The following is an 18,773-nucleotide window of genomic DNA, read 5'->3' as shown; positions in this document are numbered from 1 at the left end:
GTCGTGGAGTGCGTGACCAACAGTTACATGAATGCCGAAACCATCCGCGTGGATGGCGGCATTCGCATGCCACCCAAGTGATTCATTGGTGTTCTGGTGGTGTAGTCGGCGTTGATGCGGACGTAGCCGTCGGTGAGGTCGCAACCCCAGACGGTTGATTGCGCTTGGCCGGTGTTGAGCGTGACGTGAATGAGCACTTCGTCGCCACGCATGTAGTCGGCGAGACGCGCCAGTCCGCTCTCGTCCACCGCTTTCGGATACACCTCTTGTGATCCGAAACGGATGATCACCTTGCTCTGATCGATGTCGGTCTCGTCGTGGCACTTGCCCACGGCCATGGCCACCCGACCCCAGTTGGGGTCGGCCCCGTGAATTGCGGTCTTCACGAGCGGCGAGTTCACGATCGACTTGGCCACGACCTTGGCCTGGCGTGCGTTGCGCGCGCCATCCACACGCACCTCGATGAGGGTCTCGGCGCCCTCGCCGTCGCGCGCGACCTGCTTGGTGAGCGACTTCGCCACTTCGTAGAGAGCGTTCTCGAGCACAGCGTCGTCCACCGGGCCGGCCGCACCACTCGCCAACACGATCGCGGTGTCGCTCGTGGAGGTGTCGGTGTCGACCGACACGCAGTTGAACGTCTGGTCGATGACGCGCCGCCACATGGCGTCGAGCGCCGCGCCGTCGATGGCCGCGTCGGTGAACACGAGTGTGATCAGCGTGGCCATGTCGGGCTCGATCATGCCCACGCCCTTGGCCACCCCGACCACCCGCGCCGCGCCGGCCTCGGCCTCGGCGATCTTGTGAACCGTGTCGGTGGTCATGATGCCGCGCGCGACGTCGTCGGCGTCGTTGCTCGGCAACGGTGAGGGCAGAGCGGCGAGTCCGGTGCGAATGCGTTCGATCGGATACACGCGACCGATCACACCGGTGGACGCGATGAGCACATCGGTCGGTGCACAGCCCAGATGCGCGGCCACGCGCTCGGTGACTTCACGAGCATGCGCCAGACCCCCCGGGCCGTTGGCGACGTTGGCGTTCTTGGAGATCACCACCACGGCTCGGGCTCGCTGATCAGCGAGGTGTTCGCGACTCACCAGCACACTCGGTCCGGCGAACAGGCTCCGCGTAAACACTCCGGCCGCGGCCACGGGGGCATCACAGGCGACGATCGTGAAGTCCTTCGAGTCGTCCTTGATGCCGACGTTGGTGACGAAACTGCGGAAGCCCGCCGGCAGCGTGGTCATGTCAGTTCTTGTGCAGGGCGGCGTTGAGTCCGCCCCAACTGCCCGTGCGAGGTGTGGCTTCCACGGCCCCGGTGCGACTGTTGCGTCGGAACAGCAGACCATTAGCCCCCGACAACTCGCGACCCATGGCCACCGATCCGTCGGGTAGACCCACGAGCGTGCCGGCCGTGACGTACAGGCCGGCCTCCACGATGCACTCGTCACCGAGGCTGATACCGATGCCGGCATTGGCGCCGAGCAGACAACGCTCGCCGATGCTCACGACTTCCTTGCCGCCGCCCGAAAGCGTGCCCATGATCGATGCGCCGCCACCGATGTCGCTGCCGTCGCCCACCACCACACCGGCCGAGATGCGACCCTCCACCATCGACGCGCCGAGTGTGCCGGCGTTGAAGTTGATGAACCCCTCGTGCATCACCGTGGTCCCGGGCGCCAGGTGCGCGCCCAGGCGTACCCGGTCGGCGTCGGCGATACGCACGCCCGGGGGCACCACGTAGTCGACCATGCGGGGGAACTTGTCGACGCCGTAGACGGTCACCGGGCCGCGCCGGCGAAGCCGCATCCTGACCTGTTCGAACCCGTCGATGCGGCAGGGCCCGTAGTTGGTCCACACCACGTTGGTCAGCGCGCCGAAGATCCCGTCGAGGCTGCATCCGTGCGGTTCGACCAGCCGATGGGAGATCAGGTGCAGCCGCAGGTAGGCGTCGTAGGCGTCGGCCGGCTTGTCCGCCAGAACGGTCACCGTCCGGATTGCGACGACCTCGACGCCGCGGTCGGGGTCCGGGCCGGCCAGCGCGGCCAGGTCGTCGGGCACGTCCGCGGGGGTGATCCGGGTGGTGCCCGACGGGCTGTAGGCGCCCAGCTCTGGCTCGGGGAACCAGGCGTCGAGGACGGTGCCGTCGTCGGCGACGGTGGCCAGTCCGAAACCCGCAGCGGCAGTCACGGTGCTCCACCGTACTAGCCTGAATAGCTGTGCTGGACCTGCGCGCCGACCCGATCCAGTTGACCGCCGCGTTGATCGACATCCCGAGCGTGTCCCGCGACGAGCGGCGGATTGCCGACGCGGTCGAGGCGGCGCTGCGCGAGCAGACCGGCTTGCAGGTGCTCCGCAACGGCGACGCGGTGCTGGCCCGAACCGACCTTGGGAGACCGACCCGGGTGCTGTTGGCCGGGCATCTGGACACCGTGCCGATCGCCGACAACGTCCCCAGCCGGCGCGACGCCGACCACCTCTACGGCTGTGGGGCCTCCGACATGAAGTCCGGCGACGCGGTGTTCCTGCATCTGGCCGCCACCGTCGCCGAGCCGGTGTGCGACGTCACGCTGGTGCTCTACGACTGCGAGGAGATCGACGCCGCTTCCAACGGGCTCGGTCGCATCGAGCGCGACCTGCCCGACTGGTTGCGCGCCGACGTCGCGATTCTCGGCGAACCCTCCGGCGGCTACATCGAGGCGGGCTGTCAGGGCACCCTGCGCGCCGTCGTCACCGCGGCGGGGACCCGCGCCCACTCCGCGCGATCATGGCTGGGCGACAACGCAATCCACAAACTCGGCGCGGTGCTGGAGCGGCTTGCGGGCTACCAGGGCAGGGTCGTCGACATCGACGGGTGCACCTATCGGGAAGGCTTGTCCGCGGTGCGGATCGACGGCGGGGTGGCGGGCAACGTCATCCCCGACGCGGCCTCGGTCACGGTGAACTTCCGATTCGCACCCGACCGTAGCCCGGCCGCCGCGCTGGACCACGTCCGCGAGGTTTTCGACGGCCTGGAGGTGACCCTGGAGCAGACCGACGCGGCCGCAGGCGCGCTGCCCGGTCTGCACCACCCGGCCGCCGCCGCGCTAGTCGACGCCGCCGACGGGCTGGTGCGGGCCAAGTACGGCTGGACCGACGTAGCGCGCTTCGCGGCACTGGGAATCCCGGCGGTCAACTACGGGCCCGGTGATCCCAATCTCGCGCACCGCCGCGACGAAAGGGTGTCGGTCGCCCAAATCACCGCGGTCACCGACACGCTGCGCCGCTATCTGACGGCGCTATCGGACTGAGCGCTGACCTGCTCGGCCTGGCGGACGGCATCGGCGGCGGAACCGGCGAACCCGGCGGCTGCCAGCTGCTCGGCGGCTTCGTGCAGGGCCTCAGCGTCCTGCTCGGCCAGCGCCCGGGCGTGAGCGAGCGCGAGCGAGGTGAACGCGCAGTCGGCGCCGGCCGCCGTCGGTGCCATCGCGGCGGCCGCCCGCCGGTCACCCAGCCGGACCGCCTCGTGCCAGGCCCGGATCGCGACGGCGCACTGCCCGGTGCGCTCGGCCATCCGCGCGGCGTCGCGGGCCGCGGTGATGGCGGCCGGCCGATCGCCGATCACGGCCATCCGCCAGGCCCGCGCGATACCCAGTTCGGGGGCGAACATCGCTGACTTGGTGCCGTGCCGGGACAGCGCGCGGCTGAGGGCTTTCGCCGATTCGGCCACCTCGCCCCGATAGGCCAGCGCGGTGGCCAGCAGCGTCAGCGCCAGTGGGCCCCAGGAGTATCCGGTGCGCTCCAGGATCGCCGACGCCGGCGCGAGCAGCTCCGCGGCGGTGTCGCACTCGCCGCGGGCCAGCAGCACCTGGGCCAGCAGAACGTCGCCGATCGCCCGGCCGGGCTGGGCGAGTTCGGCGAAGTCGGTGAACCCGCGCGCCGCATCGAGGGCGGCTGCGCTTTGGGCGTTCATCAGCAGCACCGTCGTCTGGGCCAGTCCGACGGTGAACCGCATCAGCCCCGGGTACTCAGAACGCAGCGCACGCTCGGCCAGGGCCGGCACCGCGTCGAGCCGTCCCATCCGGGCCGAGCACAGGGCCGCCGCGCTGGCCGCCCAGGCGACGGCGTTGTCCTGGGCGTCGGGGCGGTCCAGGACTTCGCCGGCCACAGCGAGCGCGCGGCGCAGGTTTCCGGCGTTCATCGCGAACGTCGCCGACAGCGCGTCGAGGGTGGCGCGGCCCGACGGATCGCTGACCCGGTGGCGCACCGTCTGCAGAAACGCCGTCGCGCGTTCGGGCTCGGAGAGCATCCAGAACTGGTTGGCGGCGCGCGGCACCGCCCAGGCGATCGTCTCCACGTCGGTGATCGCGGTGGAGTCCACCGCGCCCAGCACGGCGTCGGCTTCCCGGCCGCGGCCCTGCCAGGCCAGCGCGTTGCCCAGGGTCAAGCGGGCGGAAAGCGCGGCATCGAACCGCTCCCCGCGATCCAGGGCGCCCCGGGCCAGCCGCTCGGCGAGGCCGAGGTCGCCCAGTCGCAGAGCCTCCTGGGCGGCGCCGGCTACGGCGTCGGCGTCGATCGGCGCGCCACCGTTGAGCGCCAGCATCATGCGGCCCAGGCGATCGGCCGCGGTGGTGCTGGGCGCCGAACCCAATCGGGCGGCGACCGCGGTGCGCAGCGCCTTGGTCCGGGCCTTGTCCAGCGTGCGCGCCAGCTGCTCGAGGAACAGCGGGTGGCCGCTGTAGACGAGCCCGCTGTCGCCCCGCACCTCGATCGCGCCGGTGTCGCGGGCGGCGGCCACGGCGGACTCGTCGGTCAGCGCAGCCAGATCGGCATACCTCAGCGGCTCGTAGACGCAGAGGTAGGCCAGCGCCTCGCGGACCGAGCCGGCGAGACCCTCCAGGTAGGCGTCGACCGCGCCGGCGAGGGTCTCCTCGGTGCCGCCCCCGGAGAGCAGCAGCCGCAGGTGCAGGGCGTTGCCGGCGCTGCGCCGGTAGAGGGCGGCGGCATCGCCGCCACCCGCCGCGGCCACCACCGCGGCGGTCTCGGAGCCGTCGAGCGGTTCGACGTCGAACCGGTGCAGCAGGCCGTCGTTCCACAGCGCGGTCACCACCTGCGGGGCCCGCAGGATCGACCGCACCGTCACGATCAACCGGCTGTCGCGGTGGCGGGCGGCGTGCTGCGCCAGGCGGTAGACCAGCGCGGCGGAGAGCGGATCGAGCAGGCGCGCGTTGTCGACGATGATCGGCGCGGAGCCCGCGCGGGCCAGCACCGCATCCGCGGCCGAGTGGATCAGCGCGGCCGGCTTGCCGGCGTCGTGGAACTCGATCAGCGCTCCGAACGCGCCGAAGGGCACCGAGGACTGCGCGAGGGTCCCGGTCACCCACAGCGGATCGCCCCGGCCGAGCCGCTCGGCGGCCTGCCCGGCCAGCGTGGTCTTGCCGACTCCCTCGTTGCCCAGCAGCGCCACCCCACCGGCGGAGTCGGCGGCGAGCAGCTCCGCCACGCGGTCCACGGCGCGACGCGGGACGAGCGGCCACGGCATAGACGCCGACTTTATGCGGGCGCCCGGGCTCGTTGGGGCGCTGGTCTAAGTTTCGTGATGTGCGCGCAGAGCCTCCCGCCGACCTTCCCGCCGCCGAGCGGTGGGCGGTGTGCGTCTACTGCGCCTCCAGCCCGCGGCACCCGGAGTTGCTCGATCTGGCGCGCCGGGTGGGCGAGGCGATCGCTGAGCGCGGCTGGACGCTGGTGTCCGGCGGCGGCAAGGTGTCGGCCATGGGCGCGTTGGCGGCCGGGGCCCGCTCACGCGGTGGGCGCACCGTGGGCGTGATCCCGAAGGCCCTGGTGCACCGGGAGCTGGCCGACGTCGAGGCCGAAGAGTTGGTCGTCACCGACACGATGCGCCAGCGCAAGCAGGTCATGGAGGACCGCAGCGACGCCTTTCTCGCCCTGCCGGGCGGCATCGGCACACTGGAGGAGCTGTTCGAAACCTGGACCGCCGGCTACCTCGGGATGCACGACAAGCCGGTCGTGCTGCTCGACCCGCAGGGCCACTTCACCGACCTGCTGACGTGGCTGGCCTCGCTGGTGCGGTCCGGCTACGTCGCCCAACCGGCGTTGGACCGGCTGCAGGTCGTCGACAGTCTCGACGCCGCTCTGCGCGCGTGCGCACCCCTCAGCGCGCCTCGCTGACCCCGCCCACCAGGCTCAGGCCGTCGGTGCGGCCCGCCACCACCTCGGGCATGAACCGCTCGAAGAGGTCGGACGCGATGCGCTCGACGTCAGCCGCCAGCGGGTACATGTGCCGGTACTGCAGGACCTGCTTGCCGACCAGCCCGAGGCGCTCCCGGAACGACGGCAGCCGCGCGGGGTCCAGCAGCGGCTGGTTGAACGCCGGCCGGTCGGCGCGCTGGAACTCGAACGCCACGCTGATCCGCGGCGCGTTGGCGAGCCGGGACGCCCGGCCGCCCCAGTGCAGCAGGGCCTGATTCCAGGCCAGCAGGCTGCCGGCGGGCGCGGGCAGCGCGCGGATCGCCTGCGGATCGTAGACGTGGATGTTGTCGGGTCCGTCGAAGACGCGGTTGCGGAACCGGTCGTCGAGGTGGGCGGGCAGCACGTACATGCAGCCGTTGAGCGGGGTCGCGTCGGAGAACGGCAACCACACGGTCAGCGAGTGCGGCGAGTTGTCGCTGTCCAGCGTCGGCTGCACGCGGTCGCGATGTGGTCCCCAGCCGGCACCCTGGTCGGAGGCCGGCACGTGCCACGCCCAGAAATCGGGCAGCGCGAGGTAGTCGTCGCCCAGGGCGGCGCCGATGAAGTCCGAGACGCCCTGGAAGGCCAGCCAGAACTCGTCGTAGACGAAGGCGAACGCCAGGGGGATTCCCGAGCGGTGGAGCATCGCGACGCAGTCGCGCAGCGGAGCGAACGTCGCCTCCGGAAGCACCCCGGGCGCGTTGATGTAGCCCTCGACGCGCAACTGGTCGGTCAGCTCGGCCAGATCGCCGGCGTCGTGTCTCGGCCGGGCCAGCCCGGCCTCGATGTTCAGGGCGGGACAGAGGTCCCGCCACTGCTCGACGCTGTCCACGCGGAGGCTGCTCAACATAGGTCCTTATTTTGCCCGGCGGCACGATTTCTGACAAGCGCGCCGCTTGGCCCACGGGTCCGGGACGGTTCGGCGGCAGCCGATAGAATTCGCGGCGACGACCGGCCGGGCGCCGGGGTGAGGCGAGGGGAGCGAGGGGAATCGTGGAGCGAACGCAGATGACAGCGGCCGAGCAGCGGCGCAGGGCGATGACGGGCCGGCTGGACCGGCGGATCGTCGCGCAGGGCACCCTCAGTTTCCCGGCCGTGCCCGGCTTCGTCGACGACTACACCCAGCGCTGCGCGCGGATCTTTGCCGAGGCGGGCCGGCCCTTCTCCGAGCAGGAGCAGGAGCACCTGCGCACGGTGCTCGCCGGCCAGCTGGCCCAGGCCTACGCCCAGTCGATCCGGTCCAGCATCGTGGTGTCCTATCAGGCCGTCGTCGCCGGCCCGCTGAACTACCAGGTGAACACCAACTGCTGGACCATCGAGCAGGCCTACGACAACTGGATCGCCACCCGCGAGCCGCCGCTGTTCGGCACCGAGCCCGACGCCCGGGTGTGGGCGCTGGCGGCCGAGGCGGCCGATCCGAAAAACCACCGGATCCTTGAGATCGGCGCGGGCACCGGGCGCAACGCCCTGGCCCTGGCCCGCCGCGGGCACCCGGTCGACGTCGTCGAGGTGACCAAGAACTTCGCCGACATGATCGCCCGGGACGCCGGCCGCGAAGCTCTCGACGTCCGGGTGATCAACCGCGACGTGTTCGCCACCCGCGAGGACCTCAAACGCGACTACGCCCTGATCGTGCTCTCCGAGGTGGTGCCGGAGTTCCGCACCCCCGCGCAGTTGCGCGCGCTGCTGGAACTGGCGGCGGACTGCCTGGCCCCCGGCGGACGGCTGGTGTTCAACATCTTCCTCGCCGACGCCTCCTACGTCCCCGAGGAGGCCGACCGCCAGTTCGCCCAGCAGGAGTACTCCGGGTTCTTCACCCGGCCCGAGATGACCGAGGCGGCGGCGGGGCTGCCCCTGGAGTTGGCGGCCGACGACTCGGTCTACGACTACGAGCAGGCCAACCTGCCCGACGGCGCCTGGCCGCCGACGAGCTGGTACGCCAACTGGGTGGCGGGCCTGGACGTGTTCGCCACCGAGCGGGAGGACTGCCCGATCGACATGCGCTGGCTGGTCTACCGCAGCACCCGCTGACGGTCCGCGCGGCACACCAGGCACCATGGCACGGTGAGCCCCGTCAGTGCGCAGCCCAGTCCGCAGCGCAGCGGAACCTTCTGCGGGCGGCCGGTGGCCGGCGACCGGGCGCTGATCATGGCGATCGTCAACCGCACGCCGGACTCGTTCTACGACCGCGGGGCCACCTTCACCGACGAGGCCGCGATGCAGGCCGTCCACCGGGTGGTCGCCGAGGGCGCCGACGTGATCGATGTGGGCGGGGTGAAGGCCGGGCCGGGATCGCCGGTCGACGAGCGGGCCGAGACCGCCCGCGTGGTGCCCTTCATCGAGTGGCTGCGCGGCGCCTACCCGGACCAGTTGATCAGCGTGGACACCTGGCGCGCGTCGGTGGCGCGGGAGGCCTGCGCGGCCGGTGCGGACATCATCAACGACACCTGGGCCGGCGCCGACCCGGCGCTGCCCGAGGTCGCGGCGGGATTCGGCGCGGGCCTGGTGTGCTCGCACACCGGCGGGGCCGTCCCACGGACCCGGCCGTTCCGGGTGAACTACGGAACCACCCTGACCGGGGTGGTCGACGCGGTGATCGCCGAGGTGACCGCGGCCGCCGAGCACGCCGCGTCGGTGGGGGTGCCGGCCGACCGGATTCTCATCGACCCCACCCACGACTTCGGCAAGAACACCTTCCACGGACTGACCCTGCTGCGCCACGTCAGCGATCTGGTGAACACCGGATGGCCCGTGCTGATGGCGCTGAGCAACAAGGACTTCATCGGGGAGACTCTGGGGGTGGGACTGACCGAACGCCTCGAGGGCACCCTGGCGGCCACCGCCCTGGCCGCCGCCGACGGCGCCCGGATGTTCCGGGTCCACGAGGTCGGTCCCACCCGGCGGGTGCTGGAGATGGTCGCCTCGATCCGCGGCGATCGCCCGCCCGCCCGCACCGTGCGGGGTCTGGCGTGACCGCCGGCCCGACCGAGGCCGCCCAGACCTGGCTGGTCGACCGGACCTGGTCGCGGCCGGACTGGACCGCGGCCGACCTGCGGGCGGCCAAAGCCGGGCGCTCGGTCTCGGTGGTGCTGCCCGCGCTCAACGAGGCCGCGACCATCGGCCCGGTCATCGAGACGATCACGCCCATGCTGGGCGGGCTGGTCGACGAACTGATCGTGCTCGACTCCGGCTCGACCGACGAGACGGCCGCCCGCGCACTGGCGGCCGGGGCCCGGGTCGTGCGCCGCGAGGACGTCCTGCCCGAGATCCCGGTGCGCCCCGGCAAGGGTGAGGCGCTGTGGCGCTCGCTGGCCGCGACCGCCGGCGAGGTGATCGTTTTCATCGACTCCGATCTCATCGAGCCCGACCCGCTGTTCGTGCCCCGGCTGGTCGGCCCGATCCTCACCGGCGAGGGCATCCATCTGGTCCGGGGTTTCTACCGGCGGCCGTTGCGGGTCGGCGGCGGCGAGGACGCCAACGGCGGCGGCCGGGTCACCGAGCTGGTCGCGCGGCCCCTGCTGGCCGCGCTGCGTCCCGAGCTGGCGGGAGTGCTGCAGCCCCTGGGCGGGGAGTACGCCGCGACCCGCGAGTTGCTCGCCGCGGTGCCGTTTGCGCCCGGCTACGGGGTGGAGATCGGGATTCTCGTGGACACCTATGACCGGCTCGGGCTGGACGCCATCGCCCAGGTGAATCTGGGTGTGCGCACCCACCGCAACCGGCCGCTGCGCGAGCTGGGTCCGATGAGCCGCCAGGTCGTGGCCACCCTGCTGGCCCGCTGCGGGGTGCCCGACTCGGGCATCGGGCTGTCGCAGTTCGTCCCCGGCGAGGACGGCGAGGGGCTGGTGTGCAGCACCTCGTCGGTGTCGCTGGCCGACCGTCCGCCGATGAACACGCTGCGCCCTCGCCCCGGTGCGGCAGGATCGACGCTGTGACGCTGATCCTGCTCTACCTCGTGGTGCTCATCCTGGTGGCCGCCGTTCTGTTCGGGATCGCCGGCGTGGTGTTCGGCCGCGGCGAGCAACTGCCCCCGCTGCCCAGGGCGACGACGACGACGGTGCTGCCCGCCTCCGGGGTCACCGGCGCCGACGTCGAGGCGGTCACCTTCACCCAGGTGTTGCGCGGCTACAAGACCAGCGAGGTGGACTGGGTGCTGGACCGCCTGGGAGCCGAACTGGACCAGTTGCGGGCCGAGTTGCACGCCGTGCGCACCGCGGCCGGGCTGACCGGCCCGATCGCGCGCCGCGACCCGGACCCGGTGTGACCGCCGTGGACTCAGATGACGGCCGGACGCGGTGCGACTGGGCGGCCGGCGGGCCACCGATCTACCGGGACTACCACGACCTCGAATGGGGCCGTCCGCTGCGCGGCCGTGTTGAGCTCTTCGAGCGGCTGAGCCTGGAGGCTTTTCAGAGCGGGCTGTCGTGGCTGGTCATCCTGCGCAAGCGGGAGGGTTTCCGGCGGGCGTTCGCCGGCTTCGACATCGACACCGTGGCCCGCTTCACCGAGACGGACGTGGAGCGGCTGATGGCCGATGCGGACATCGTGCGCAACCGGGCCAAGATCGAGGCCGTCGTGGCCAACGCCCGCGCGGCGGCCGACCTGGACGTCGACCTCTCCGACCTGCTCTGGTCGTTCGCCCCGCCGCCGCGTCCCCGTCCGGCGACGACCGTGCAGGTCCCGTCCCACACCCCGGAGTCGCGGGCGCTGGCCCGCGCCCTGCGGGACCGCGGATTCCGGTACGTCGGCCCGACGACCGCCTACGCGTTGATGCAGGCCAGCGGGATGGTCGACGACCACCTGCGGGCCTGCTGGGTGCCCCCGCAGGGTCGGGTCCGGGCTTCCTCCGGCGTCCTGTGACCGGGGTGAACTACCGGCCCGCGGCAGGAGAACAATAGAATCGGGAGTCGGCACCGGCTTGTCGGTGCGTGACGGGCCCGCTCGAACCTGGAGGGAGCACTCGATGGCGGCGATGAAGCCCCGGACCGGCGACGGTCCGCTGGAGGCAACCAAGGAGGGGCGCGGCATCGTGATGCGGGTACCGCTGGAGGGCGGCGGCAGGCTGGTCGTCGAGTTGACGCCCGAGGAGGCCGCGGCACTGGGCGACGAACTCAAGGGCGTGACCGGCTAGGCGCGGTCGGCCACCCCCCGGTAGATCTCCAGGGTCTGTTCGGCCACCTGCGCCCAGGAGAATTCGGCGATACACCGCTGGCGGCCCGCCGCCCCGAACTGCCGCGCGGCGGCGGGGTCACGCACCAGCGCATTGACCGCCCCCGCCAGGTCTTCGGCGAAGCCCCGCGGGTCGGTGGGGTCGAAGTGCACCAGTGTCCCGGTGACCCCGTCGTCGACTACCTCCGGGATGCCCCCGACGTCGGAGGCGACGACCGCGGTCGCACACGCCATCGCCTCGAGGTTGACGATCCCCAGCGGCTCATAGACCGACGGACAGATGAATACCGTTGCGGCGGATAGTATTTCGCGAATCTCATGGACCGGCAGGAATTCCCGGACCCAGAACACCCCGCCGCGTTCCTCGGCGAGCGTGGCGACCTCGGCCGCGACCTCCGCGGCGATCTCGGGGGTGTCGGGCGCCCCGGCGCACAGCACGAGCTGCACGCCGGGGTCGAAGCGGTGCGCGGCGGCGAGCAGATGGGGCACTCCTTTTTGCCTGGTGATCCGGCCGACGAAGGCGACCATCGGCCGCGCCGGGTCGACGCCGAGCTCGGCGAGCACCGACTCCCCGGGGTCCGGCGCCACCGGGTACCAGACGTCGGTGTCGATGCCGTTTCGCACCACGTGGACCCGGGCCGGGTCCAGCTGGGGGTAGGTCGCCAGCACGTCGGCGCGCATCCCGGCGCTGACCGCGATCACCGCGTCGGCGGCCTGCATCGCGGTGCGCTCCACCCACAGCGACACCTGATAACCGCCGCCGAGCTGCTCGGCCTTCCACGGCCGCAGCGGCTCCAGCGAATGCGCGGTCACCACGTGCGGGATGCCGTGCAGCAGCGACGAGATGTGCCCGGCCATTCCCGAGTACCAGGTGTGGGAATGCACGACCGTGGCGGGCCGCTCGGGGCTGGAGGCGGCGTGCGCCATCCGCAGATCGCACGACAGGGTGGCCAGGGCGGGGTTGGCGTCGGCCAGCGCGGGGTCGGGCTGGTGGGCGAAAGCGTCTGGGCGCGGGACTCCCATGCAGTGCACGTCGACCTCGCAGAGCCGACGCAACTGGGCGACCAACTCGGTGACGTGCACCCCGGCGCCGCCGTACACCTCGGGCGGGTACTCCCGGGTCATCATCGCCACGCGCATAGGCTGACCGTAGTGCCCGCCACCGGCGACCGAACCCCTATTCTCCTGGCAGGTGGCAGCCGCTGCCACTAGCGTTGCGGGTATGAGGCGGGTATGAGAGAAGCGCCGCACGTGCTCGGCATGGTGCTGGCCGGGGGAGAGGGCAAACGGCTCTATCCGCTCACCGCCGACCGGGCCAAACCCGCCGTCCCGTTCGGCGGCGCCTACCGGCTCATCGACTTCGTCCTGTCCAATCTGGTCAACGCGCGCTATCTGCGGATCTGCGTGCTGACCCAGTACAAGTCGCACTCGCTGGACCGCCACATCTCGCAGAACTGGCGTCTGAGCGGCCTGGCCGGCGAGTACATCACCCCGGTGCCCGCACAGCAGCGACTCGGCCCGCGCTGGTACACCGGATCGGCCGACGCCATCTACCAGTCACTGAACCTCGTCTACGACGAGGATCCCGATTACATCGTGGTCTTCGGCGCCGACCACGTGTATCGGATGGATCCCGAACAGATGGTGCAGTTCCATATCGAAAGCGGCGCCGGGGCGACGGTCGCCGGAATCCGGGTGCCGCGCACGGACGCCGGATCGTTCGGCTGCATCGAAGCCGACGAGTCGGGCCGCATCAGCAACTTCGTCGAGAAGCCCCTCGATCCGCCGGGGACCATCAGCAATCCCGAGCAGACCTTCGTGTCGATGGGCAACTACGTGTTCACCACCAAGGTGCTCATCGACGCGATCCGCGCCGACGCCGATGACGACAGCTCCGATCACGACATGGGCGGCAACATCATTCCGCGACTGGTCGCCGACGGCCTCGCCGCGGTGTACGACTTCAACGACAACGAGGTCCCCGGCGCGACGGAACGCGACCACGGCTACTGGCGCGACGTCGGGACTCTCGACGCGTTCTACGACGCGCACATGGATCTGGTGTCGGTGCACCCGGTCTTCAACCTCTACAACCGCCGCTGGCCGATCCGCGGGGCGACCGAGAACCTCGCGCCGGCGAAGTTCGTCAACGGTGGTTCGGCCCAGGAGTCGGTGGTCGGGGCGGGCAGCATCATCTCGGCGGCCGCGGTGCGCAACTCGGTGCTGTCGAGCAACGTCGTGGTCGACGACGGGGCGATCGTCGAGGGCAGCGTGCTGCTGCCGGGGGTGCGGGTGGGCCGCGGTTCGGTGGTCCGGCGGGCCATCCTGGACAAGAACGCGGTCGTCGGCCCCGGCGAGACGATCGGGGTGGATCTCGAGCGCGACCGGGAGCGCTTCGCGGTCAGCGCCGGCGGGGTGGTCGCCGTCGGCAAGGGCGTCTGGATCTAACCGCGCCCCGCGCCCGGATCTTCTGGCGCGAGCAGACGCAAAGTCACCCGAAACCTCGCGCAAATGCGCACCTTTACGTCTGCTCGCGGGAGGAACCGGCGGACTTGTTGGCGCGCCGTCGCCTGCGCAGCAGCTTGACCGCGACCCAGATCAACGCCGCGAGGATCACCAGCACCAGGGCGGGCACCAGGATCGCGACGAACACCAGCACGACACTGGTGGCGTCCTCGACGGTGCTGAGCACCGGCGCCGCGACGCCGCCGGTGGCGACGTTGGCGACCGGTCGCACCGCGGTCTTGGTCAGGTGCACGCCCAGGGCGGTCAGCACGCCGATCGCGACGGGGACCCACTGGCCGGTGTGCGCGAACTCGCCCGGGTCGGTGACCGCCGCGGTTTGGGCCGCTGTGCCCGAACCGAACACGATGCCGCCGGCCGTCGGGCGCACGAAGGTCTGAATGGTGTCGTTGACGGTGTCCAGTGCGGGGATCTTGTCGGCCACGATCTCCACCGCCAGCAGCGCGCCGATGATCACCAGCACCCAGCCGTTCTGGAGCCAGGCCCAGGCGGGCGGCAGGTCGAGCAGGGTGGTGAAGCGGCCCAGCAGGCCCATCGCGAGAAGCGGGATGTAGGCGTTGAGTCCCGCCGCGGTGGCCAGGCCGAAACCGGTCAGCAACTCCACGCGGGCTCCCGGTTCAGTCGCGGGTGGCCACGAGGATGCCGTCGCCCAGCGGGACGAGCACCGGGGTGAGCCGCTCGTCCTCGGCGATCAGCCGGGCCGCCTCGCGCACCGCGGCCACCTCCGCGTCGTTTGCCGCCGGGTCTCCGGCCCGCCCGTCGAGCGCGGCGTGGTGCAGGGCGATCGCGCCGCCGGGGCGCAGCAGCCGCACGCCCTCGACGACGAAATCGGGCTGGTCGGCCGGCGCCGCGTCGACGAAGACCAGGTCATAGGATTCGTCGGCCAGCCGGGTGAGCACCTCCTGGGCCCGCCCGGCGATCAGCCGGGTCCGCCCCGGGCCGATCCCGGCCTCGGTGAAGGACTGTTTGGCCAGCCGCTGATGCTCCGGCTCGACGTCGATCGTGGTCAGCACGCCGTCATCGCGCATGCCCGAGAGCAGCCACAGCCCACTGACGCCGGCACCGGTGCCCACTTCGACGACCGCCCGCCCGCCGGAGAGCCGGGCCAGCACGCTCAGCAGCGCTCCGACGGCCGGTGTCACCGCCCCGGCCCCGGCATCCTGGGCGCGCTCCCGCGCGGCGACGACGATGGCGTCCTCCGAGATCGACGTCTCGGCGTGGCTGAGCAGCCGATCTGCGCGGCTGGGCGGCGGCGGTTCGCCGGACCCGTCGGTGGGGAACATCTTCAGCAGCGTAGAGCAACCCCCGCGGCGGCGCGGCCGGTCGCGACACCCGGCGGCGACAGTGTTGCTAGATAATGAACTGTTTGTGACGTGTCATACCCGCATGCTGGTTAAATTGGGGATCTCACAGCTATGATAAAGTTTGCTCACAAGGCTCCCACAGCACGGGGGACAAGGGTGGTGACTATGAGGCAGGACACTCGCCGGGTCCGGAATAAGCCGCTTGCCGACCATGTTGTGCTGCATGAAGCGCTCACCAGCGTTGACGGTACCCACGAGATGGCCGGCTCAGGTTGGTCAGAGCCACGAATGCACCGGGAGGATCCGACGATCACCGCACTGGCTGCCCCGCTCAGCGCGCCCGCTGACACCGGCGACGCGACCTGGGCCGAGGCGCCCGAGGATCTGCAGGGAACCGCCGTGTTCGACGCCACCGGCGATCGCGCGGCCATGCCGTCCTGGGACGAACTGGTTCGTCAGCACGCCGACCGCGTCTACCGCCTGGCCTACCGCCTCGCGGGTAACCAGCACGACGCGGAGGACCTCACCCAGGAGACCTTCATCCGGGTGTTCCGGGCCGTGCAGAACTACCAGCCCGGCACCTTCGAGGGCTGGCTGCACCGCATCACGACCAACCTCTTCCTGGACATGGTCCGCCGGCGCAGCCGGGTGCGGATGGAGGCGCTGCCGGACGACTACGACCGGGTGCCCTCCGACGGACCCACACCTGAGCAGATCTACCACGAGTCCCGACTCGGCCCCGACCTTCAGGCCGCCCTGGATTCGCTGCAGCCGGAGTTCCGTGCCGCGGTGGTGCTCTGCGACATCGAGGGCCTGTCCTACGAGGAGATCGGCGCGACGCTCGGCGTCAAGCTGGGAACCGTGCGCAGCCGCATCCACCGGGGCCGGCAGGCCATCCGGGATTTCCTCGCCGCGAACGCACACCACGACGTTGCCGGATCGGCCTGACCACGCCGCGCGGAGGCGGTCCTGACTGCAGAGATCTTCCCGGCCGCGCTACATTCGACATAGCAGGAAAGCGAAAGAGGAGCGCGTTCGAATGCTCGAGCCCGGACCGAAGTTCCGCAAGGCCTTCACCTGGCTGCCGTCCTACCTGGCGTCGCAGAGCGACTCGCCGGTCGGCGCGGCTCGGCGGTTCGGCTCCACCGAGCACCTGTCCACCGAGGCAGTCGCGGCGTTCGTCGACGGGGAGCTGCAGATGCGCGCCCATCTGCGGGCCGCCCACCACCTTTCCATCTGCCGGCAGTGCTCGGCGGAAATCGACGCCCAGCGGCAGGCCCGTGACGCGCTGCGGGACTCCCGGCCGGTGAGCATGCCCAGCAACCTGATGGGCCTGCTGACCCAGATTCCCAGCTCCGCTCCCGATGAGACGCCGGCCATGCCGCCGAGCCTCGCCGACCAGGTGACCGACGGCACCGTCCGCGATCGGCGCAAACGCCGGTAGGGTGAATCACGAGCACGACCGGCAACTGATCGGCCGGCTCGGCGTGAAGCGTTCGGATTGAGGGTGACTGTGATCTCCGACCAGGACAACTCCAGCGGCGGACCCCGGCTGGCTCCCCGGCCGGTCGCGCGCCCGCCGGTCGACCCCGAGTCCACCCGGGTGTTCGGGCGCCCGCGCGGCGTCGACGGATCGTTCCACGCCGACCAGCAGGCGGCCAAGTACCGCCAGTCCGCCGAGTACACGCCCGCCCCCGCGACGCGTGACCCGGTCCTGCAGGAGGCTTTCAGCCGGCCCTCCCCGGGCGGCGATTCGCTGCAGCGCCACCCCGTCGACGCCGACGCGCTCGACGGTCGCGACGACGGGCCGGCCGAGCCGGAGGATCCGTGGCGCGACCCTGCCGCCGCGGCGGCCCTGGGCTCCCCGGCGATCGAGAAGGTGCTGCCGTCGGCGGCCGCCGCCCCGGTGGGCAAGCTCGGGGTGCGCGACGTGCTCTTCGGGGGCAAGGTGTCCTACGCGGCCCTGGCCGTGTTGGGCATCGCCGCCTTGCTGATCGGTGTCACGGGCGGCTGGGTCGGCCGCAAGACGGCCGAGGTGGTCGAGGCCTTCACCACCTCCAAGGTGACGTTGTCGACGTCCGACCGCGGCAGTGCGCCGGCCGGCCAGATCGCGAAAGTGGCTGCCTCGGTTGCCGATTCGGTGGTCACCATCGAGACCAAGAGCGATCAGGACGGCTCGCAGGGATCGGGCGTGATCGTCGACGGGCGCGGCTACATCGTCACCAACAACCACGTGATCTCCGAGGCTGCGAGCAACCCGAGCAAGTTCAAGACGACTGTGGTGTTCAACGACGGCAAGGAGGTGCCCGCCAACCTGGTGGGCCGTGATCCCAAGACCGATCTGGCCGTGCTCAAGGTCGACAACGTCGACAATCTGACCGTCGCCCGCTTCGGGGACTCCGACAAGCTTCAGGTCGGCGAGGAGGTGATCGCGGCCGGTGCCCCGCTCGGTCTGCGCAGCACCGTGACCTCCGGCATCATCAGCGCGCTCAACCGCCCGGTGCCGTTGTCCGGCGAGGGGTCCGACACCGACACCGTCATCGACGCCGTCCAGACCGACGCCTCGATCAACCACGGCAACTCTGGTGGCCCGCTGATCAACATGGACGCTCTGGTCATCGGGATCAACACCGCGGGAAAGTCGTTGTCCGACAGCGCCAGCGGTCTGGGCTTCGCCATCCCGGTCAACGAGGTGAAGGCGACCGTGGAGACCCTGATCAAGGACGGCAAGGTCGCCCACCCGACGCTGGGCCTGTCCGCCCGCTCGGTCAGCAACGACCTGGCCTCGGGCGCTCAGGTGGCCAACGTGAAGGTCGGCGGCCCCGCCGACAAGGCCGGGATCAAGGAGAACGACGTCGTGGTCAAGGTCGGCGACCGCAAGGTGGCCGACGCCGACGAGTTCGTCGTCGCCGTGCGCACTCTGACGATCGGCAAGGACGCGCCGATCGAAGTCATGCGCGAGGGCCGCAAGGTGACGCTGACGGTGAATCCCGCACCGGACAACTAGGCATGTTCGCCAACATCGGCTGGGGCGAGATGCTGCTGCTGGTCGTCGTCGGCCTGGTGGTGCTCGGTCCCGAACGGCTGCCCGGTGCGATCCGGTGGGCGTCGGGTGCGCTCCGGCAGGCGCGCGACTACCTCAGCGGGGCGACCAGCCAGCTGCGCGAGGAACTCGGCCCGGAGTTCGAGGATCTGCGCCAGCCCATCAGCGAACTGCAGAAGCTGCGCGGCATGAGTCCGCGGGCGGCGGTCACCAAGCATCTGCTCGACGGCGACGACTCCTGGCTGACCGGAAACTTCGGATCGGAATCGGAGAAGCCGAAGAGCGCCCCTAGTCCGGCTGCGGCGGCGACGCCACCGGGTGAGGCGGCCGTCGCGCCGTTCGACGCCGACGCGACCTAGCAGATCCCGCAGTCAGCGGCCGGCCGGGTCCAGGCCCAGCGACATCCCGGCCAGGCCGCGGCGACGGACCGCCAACTGCTCGGCCACCGCGCGCAGTTCCCGCCCCGGCGCCGACTCCGGCGCGGAGAGCACCAGCGGCACGCCCGAATCGCC

At 71.2% G+C, this 18,773-nt stretch carries 19 protein-coding genes and 3 pseudogenes; 14 read left to right on the top strand and 8 right to left on the bottom strand.

All coding sequences use genetic code 11. The annotated features are described in order from the left end of the window. Positions 1 to 81, top strand: a pseudogene (locus ACKOB8_RS04350) (3-hydroxyacyl-CoA dehydrogenase); the annotation flags it as partial. Between the two features lie 26 nt (positions 82 to 107). Here the strand turns inward: ACKOB8_RS04350 and argJ are convergent. Together argJ and dapD are read right to left on the bottom strand one after the other, a co-directional pair. After that, positions 108 to 1,244 (bottom strand): annotated as a pseudogene (gene argJ / locus ACKOB8_RS04345) (bifunctional glutamate N-acetyltransferase/amino-acid acetyltransferase ArgJ); the annotation flags it as partial. A gap of 1 nt (position 1,245) precedes the next feature. Further along, positions 1,246 to 2,187: a 2,3,4,5-tetrahydropyridine-2,6-dicarboxylate N-succinyltransferase gene (dapD, locus tag ACKOB8_RS04340; protein WP_526375992.1), complete on the bottom strand. Its 942-nt coding sequence runs from the start codon at positions 2,185 to 2,187 to the stop codon at positions 1,246 to 1,248. A 29-nt stretch (positions 2,188 to 2,216) separates the two neighbouring features. On the opposite strand from dapD, the gene dapE reads away from it, so the two are divergent. Continuing rightward, positions 2,217 to 3,287, top strand: a complete 1,071-nt coding sequence (gene dapE / locus ACKOB8_RS04335; protein ID WP_526375991.1) for a succinyl-diaminopimelate desuccinylase — start codon at positions 2,217 to 2,219, stop codon at positions 3,285 to 3,287. Here dapE and ACKOB8_RS04330 read toward each other — a convergent pair. Continuing rightward, the gene (locus ACKOB8_RS04330) at positions 3,263 to 5,518 is read right to left on the bottom strand and encodes an AAA family ATPase (RefSeq protein ID WP_526375990.1); all 2,256 of its coding nucleotides are present in this window, start codon (positions 5,516 to 5,518) and stop codon (positions 3,263 to 3,265) included. The two genes, dapE and ACKOB8_RS04330, sit on opposite strands and share 25 nt — an antisense overlap. Positions 5,519 to 5,577: 59 nt before the next feature. On the opposite strand from ACKOB8_RS04330, the gene log reads away from it, so the two are divergent. Further along, complete coding sequence (gene log, locus ACKOB8_RS04325) at positions 5,578 to 6,165, top strand: cytokinin riboside 5'-monophosphate phosphoribohydrolase (protein WP_526375989.1); 588 nt, start codon at positions 5,578 to 5,580, stop codon at positions 6,163 to 6,165. Here log and ACKOB8_RS04320 read toward each other — a convergent pair. Continuing rightward, entirely contained in the window at positions 6,149 to 7,075 is a 927-nt protein-coding gene (locus tag ACKOB8_RS04320; RefSeq protein ID WP_526375988.1) for a phytanoyl-CoA dioxygenase family protein, read from the bottom strand. The two genes, log and ACKOB8_RS04320, sit on opposite strands and share 17 nt — an antisense overlap. 143 nt (positions 7,076 to 7,218) lie before the next feature. On the opposite strand from ACKOB8_RS04320, the gene ACKOB8_RS04315 reads away from it, so the two are divergent. The 6 genes from ACKOB8_RS04315 to ACKOB8_RS04290 all read left to right on the top strand — a co-directional run bounded on the left by ACKOB8_RS04315 (position 7,219) and on the right by ACKOB8_RS04290 (position 11,353). After that, a complete protein-coding gene (locus ACKOB8_RS04315) occupies positions 7,219 to 8,256 on the top strand; it encodes a class I SAM-dependent methyltransferase (RefSeq protein ID WP_526375987.1) in 1,038 nt (345 codons plus the stop codon). 117 nt (positions 8,257 to 8,373) lie between these two features. Then, positions 8,374 to 9,198, top strand: coding sequence for a dihydropteroate synthase (folP, locus tag ACKOB8_RS04310; RefSeq protein ID WP_526375995.1), 825 nt, complete (start codon positions 8,374 to 8,376; stop codon positions 9,196 to 9,198). Continuing rightward, on the top strand, positions 9,195 to 10,157 hold the full coding sequence (locus ACKOB8_RS04305) for a glucosyl-3-phosphoglycerate synthase (RefSeq protein ID WP_526375986.1): 963 nt from the start codon (positions 9,195 to 9,197) through the stop codon (positions 10,155 to 10,157). The genes folP and ACKOB8_RS04305 overlap by 4 nt, the downstream gene beginning before the upstream one ends. Then, positions 10,154 to 10,486, top strand: coding sequence for a DivIVA domain-containing protein (locus ACKOB8_RS04300; RefSeq protein ID WP_526375985.1), 333 nt, complete (start codon positions 10,154 to 10,156; stop codon positions 10,484 to 10,486). Before ACKOB8_RS04305 ends, ACKOB8_RS04300 begins: the two co-directional genes overlap by 4 nt. Before the next feature lie 5 nt (positions 10,487 to 10,491). Next, positions 10,492 to 11,082: a DNA-3-methyladenine glycosylase I gene (locus ACKOB8_RS04295; RefSeq protein ID WP_526375994.1), complete on the top strand. Its 591-nt coding sequence runs from the start codon at positions 10,492 to 10,494 to the stop codon at positions 11,080 to 11,082. 103 nt (positions 11,083 to 11,185) lie between these two features. After that, positions 11,186 to 11,353 (top strand): DUF3117 domain-containing protein, encoded by a 168-nt coding sequence (locus ACKOB8_RS04290; protein WP_143768304.1) that lies wholly within the window; start codon positions 11,186 to 11,188, stop codon positions 11,351 to 11,353. Here the strand turns inward: ACKOB8_RS04290 and glgA are convergent. Further along, positions 11,350 to 12,531, bottom strand: a complete 1,182-nt coding sequence (glgA, locus tag ACKOB8_RS04285; RefSeq protein WP_526375984.1) for a glycogen synthase — start codon at positions 12,529 to 12,531, stop codon at positions 11,350 to 11,352. The genes ACKOB8_RS04290 and glgA overlap by 4 nt on opposite strands. A gap of 93 nt (positions 12,532 to 12,624) precedes the next feature. On the opposite strand from glgA, the gene glgC reads away from it, so the two are divergent. Next, a complete protein-coding gene (gene glgC, locus ACKOB8_RS04280; protein WP_526375983.1) occupies positions 12,625 to 13,839 on the top strand; it encodes a glucose-1-phosphate adenylyltransferase in 1,215 nt (404 codons plus the stop codon). Positions 13,840 to 13,912: 73 nt separating this feature from the next. On the opposite strand, the gene ACKOB8_RS04275 is transcribed toward glgC, so the two are convergent. After that, entirely contained in the window at positions 13,913 to 14,518 is a 606-nt protein-coding gene (locus ACKOB8_RS04275) for a DUF4126 family protein (RefSeq protein WP_526375982.1), read from the bottom strand. A gap of 13 nt (positions 14,519 to 14,531) precedes the next feature. After that, the gene (locus tag ACKOB8_RS04270; protein WP_526375980.1) at positions 14,532 to 15,197 is read right to left on the bottom strand and encodes an O-methyltransferase; all 666 of its coding nucleotides are present in this window, start codon (positions 15,195 to 15,197) and stop codon (positions 14,532 to 14,534) included. A 279-nt stretch (positions 15,198 to 15,476) separates the two neighbouring features. On the opposite strand from ACKOB8_RS04270, the gene sigE reads away from it, so the two are divergent. The 4 genes from sigE to tatB all read left to right on the top strand — a co-directional run bounded on the left by sigE (position 15,477) and on the right by tatB (position 18,620). Then, a complete protein-coding gene (sigE, locus tag ACKOB8_RS04265) occupies positions 15,477 to 16,166 on the top strand; it encodes an RNA polymerase sigma factor SigE (RefSeq protein WP_526375978.1) in 690 nt (229 codons plus the stop codon). Positions 16,167 to 16,257: 91 nt separating this feature from the next. Further along, complete coding sequence (gene rseA, locus ACKOB8_RS04260; RefSeq protein ID WP_526375976.1) at positions 16,258 to 16,662, top strand: anti-sigma E factor RseA; 405 nt, start codon at positions 16,258 to 16,260, stop codon at positions 16,660 to 16,662. A 69-nt stretch (positions 16,663 to 16,731) separates the two neighbouring features. After that, positions 16,732 to 18,225 carry a serine protease HtrA gene (gene htrA / locus ACKOB8_RS04255; RefSeq protein ID WP_526375993.1) on the top strand — a complete coding sequence of 498 codons (1,494 nt, stop codon included), beginning with the start codon at positions 16,732 to 16,734 and terminating at the stop codon, positions 18,223 to 18,225. A 2-nt stretch (positions 18,226 to 18,227) separates the two neighbouring features. Next, positions 18,228 to 18,620 carry a Sec-independent protein translocase protein TatB gene (gene tatB / locus ACKOB8_RS04250; RefSeq protein ID WP_526375974.1) on the top strand — a complete coding sequence of 131 codons (393 nt, stop codon included), beginning with the start codon at positions 18,228 to 18,230 and terminating at the stop codon, positions 18,618 to 18,620. Between the two features lie 12 nt (positions 18,621 to 18,632). Here the strand turns inward: tatB and ACKOB8_RS04245 are convergent. Next, positions 18,633 to 18,773: pseudogene (locus ACKOB8_RS04245) on the bottom strand (sodium:proton antiporter); the annotation flags it as partial.

Source organism: Mycobacterium sp. (assembly GCF_046091765.1).
Classification (GTDB): domain Bacteria; phylum Actinomycetota; class Actinomycetes; order Mycobacteriales; family Mycobacteriaceae; genus Mycobacterium.
The sequence above is the reverse complement of the archived record's forward strand: the minus strand, read 5'-3'. Positions and strand labels throughout refer to the sequence as shown.

Bases quoted from the DNA above. Each gene is read 5' to 3' on its own strand.
- ACKOB8_RS04290 (WP_143768304.1), top strand. From the start codon at position 11,186: ATGGCGGCGATGAAGCCCCGGACCGGCGACGGTCCGCTGGAGGCAACC.
- glgC (WP_526375983.1), top strand. From the start codon at position 12,625: ATGAGAGAAGCGCCGCACGTGCTCGGCATGGTGCTGGCCGGGGGAGAG.
- glgA (WP_526375984.1), bottom strand. From the start codon at position 12,531: ATGCGCGTGGCGATGATGACCCGGGAGTACCCGCCCGAGGTGTACGGC.
- ACKOB8_RS04330 (WP_526375990.1), bottom strand. From the start codon at position 5,518: ATGCCGTGGCCGCTCGTCCCGCGTCGCGCCGTGGACCGCGTGGCGGAG.
- tatB (WP_526375974.1), top strand. From the start codon at position 18,228: ATGTTCGCCAACATCGGCTGGGGCGAGATGCTGCTGCTGGTCGTCGTC.
- sigE (WP_526375978.1), top strand. From the start codon at position 15,477: ATGGCCGGCTCAGGTTGGTCAGAGCCACGAATGCACCGGGAGGATCCG.
- rseA (WP_526375976.1), top strand. From the start codon at position 16,258: ATGCTCGAGCCCGGACCGAAGTTCCGCAAGGCCTTCACCTGGCTGCCG.
- ACKOB8_RS04270 (WP_526375980.1), bottom strand. From the start codon at position 15,197: ATGTTCCCCACCGACGGGTCCGGCGAACCGCCGCCGCCCAGCCGCGCA.
- folP (WP_526375995.1), top strand. From the start codon at position 8,374: ATGGCGATCGTCAACCGCACGCCGGACTCGTTCTACGACCGCGGGGCC.
- ACKOB8_RS04320 (WP_526375988.1), bottom strand. From the start codon at position 7,075: ATGTTGAGCAGCCTCCGCGTGGACAGCGTCGAGCAGTGGCGGGACCTC.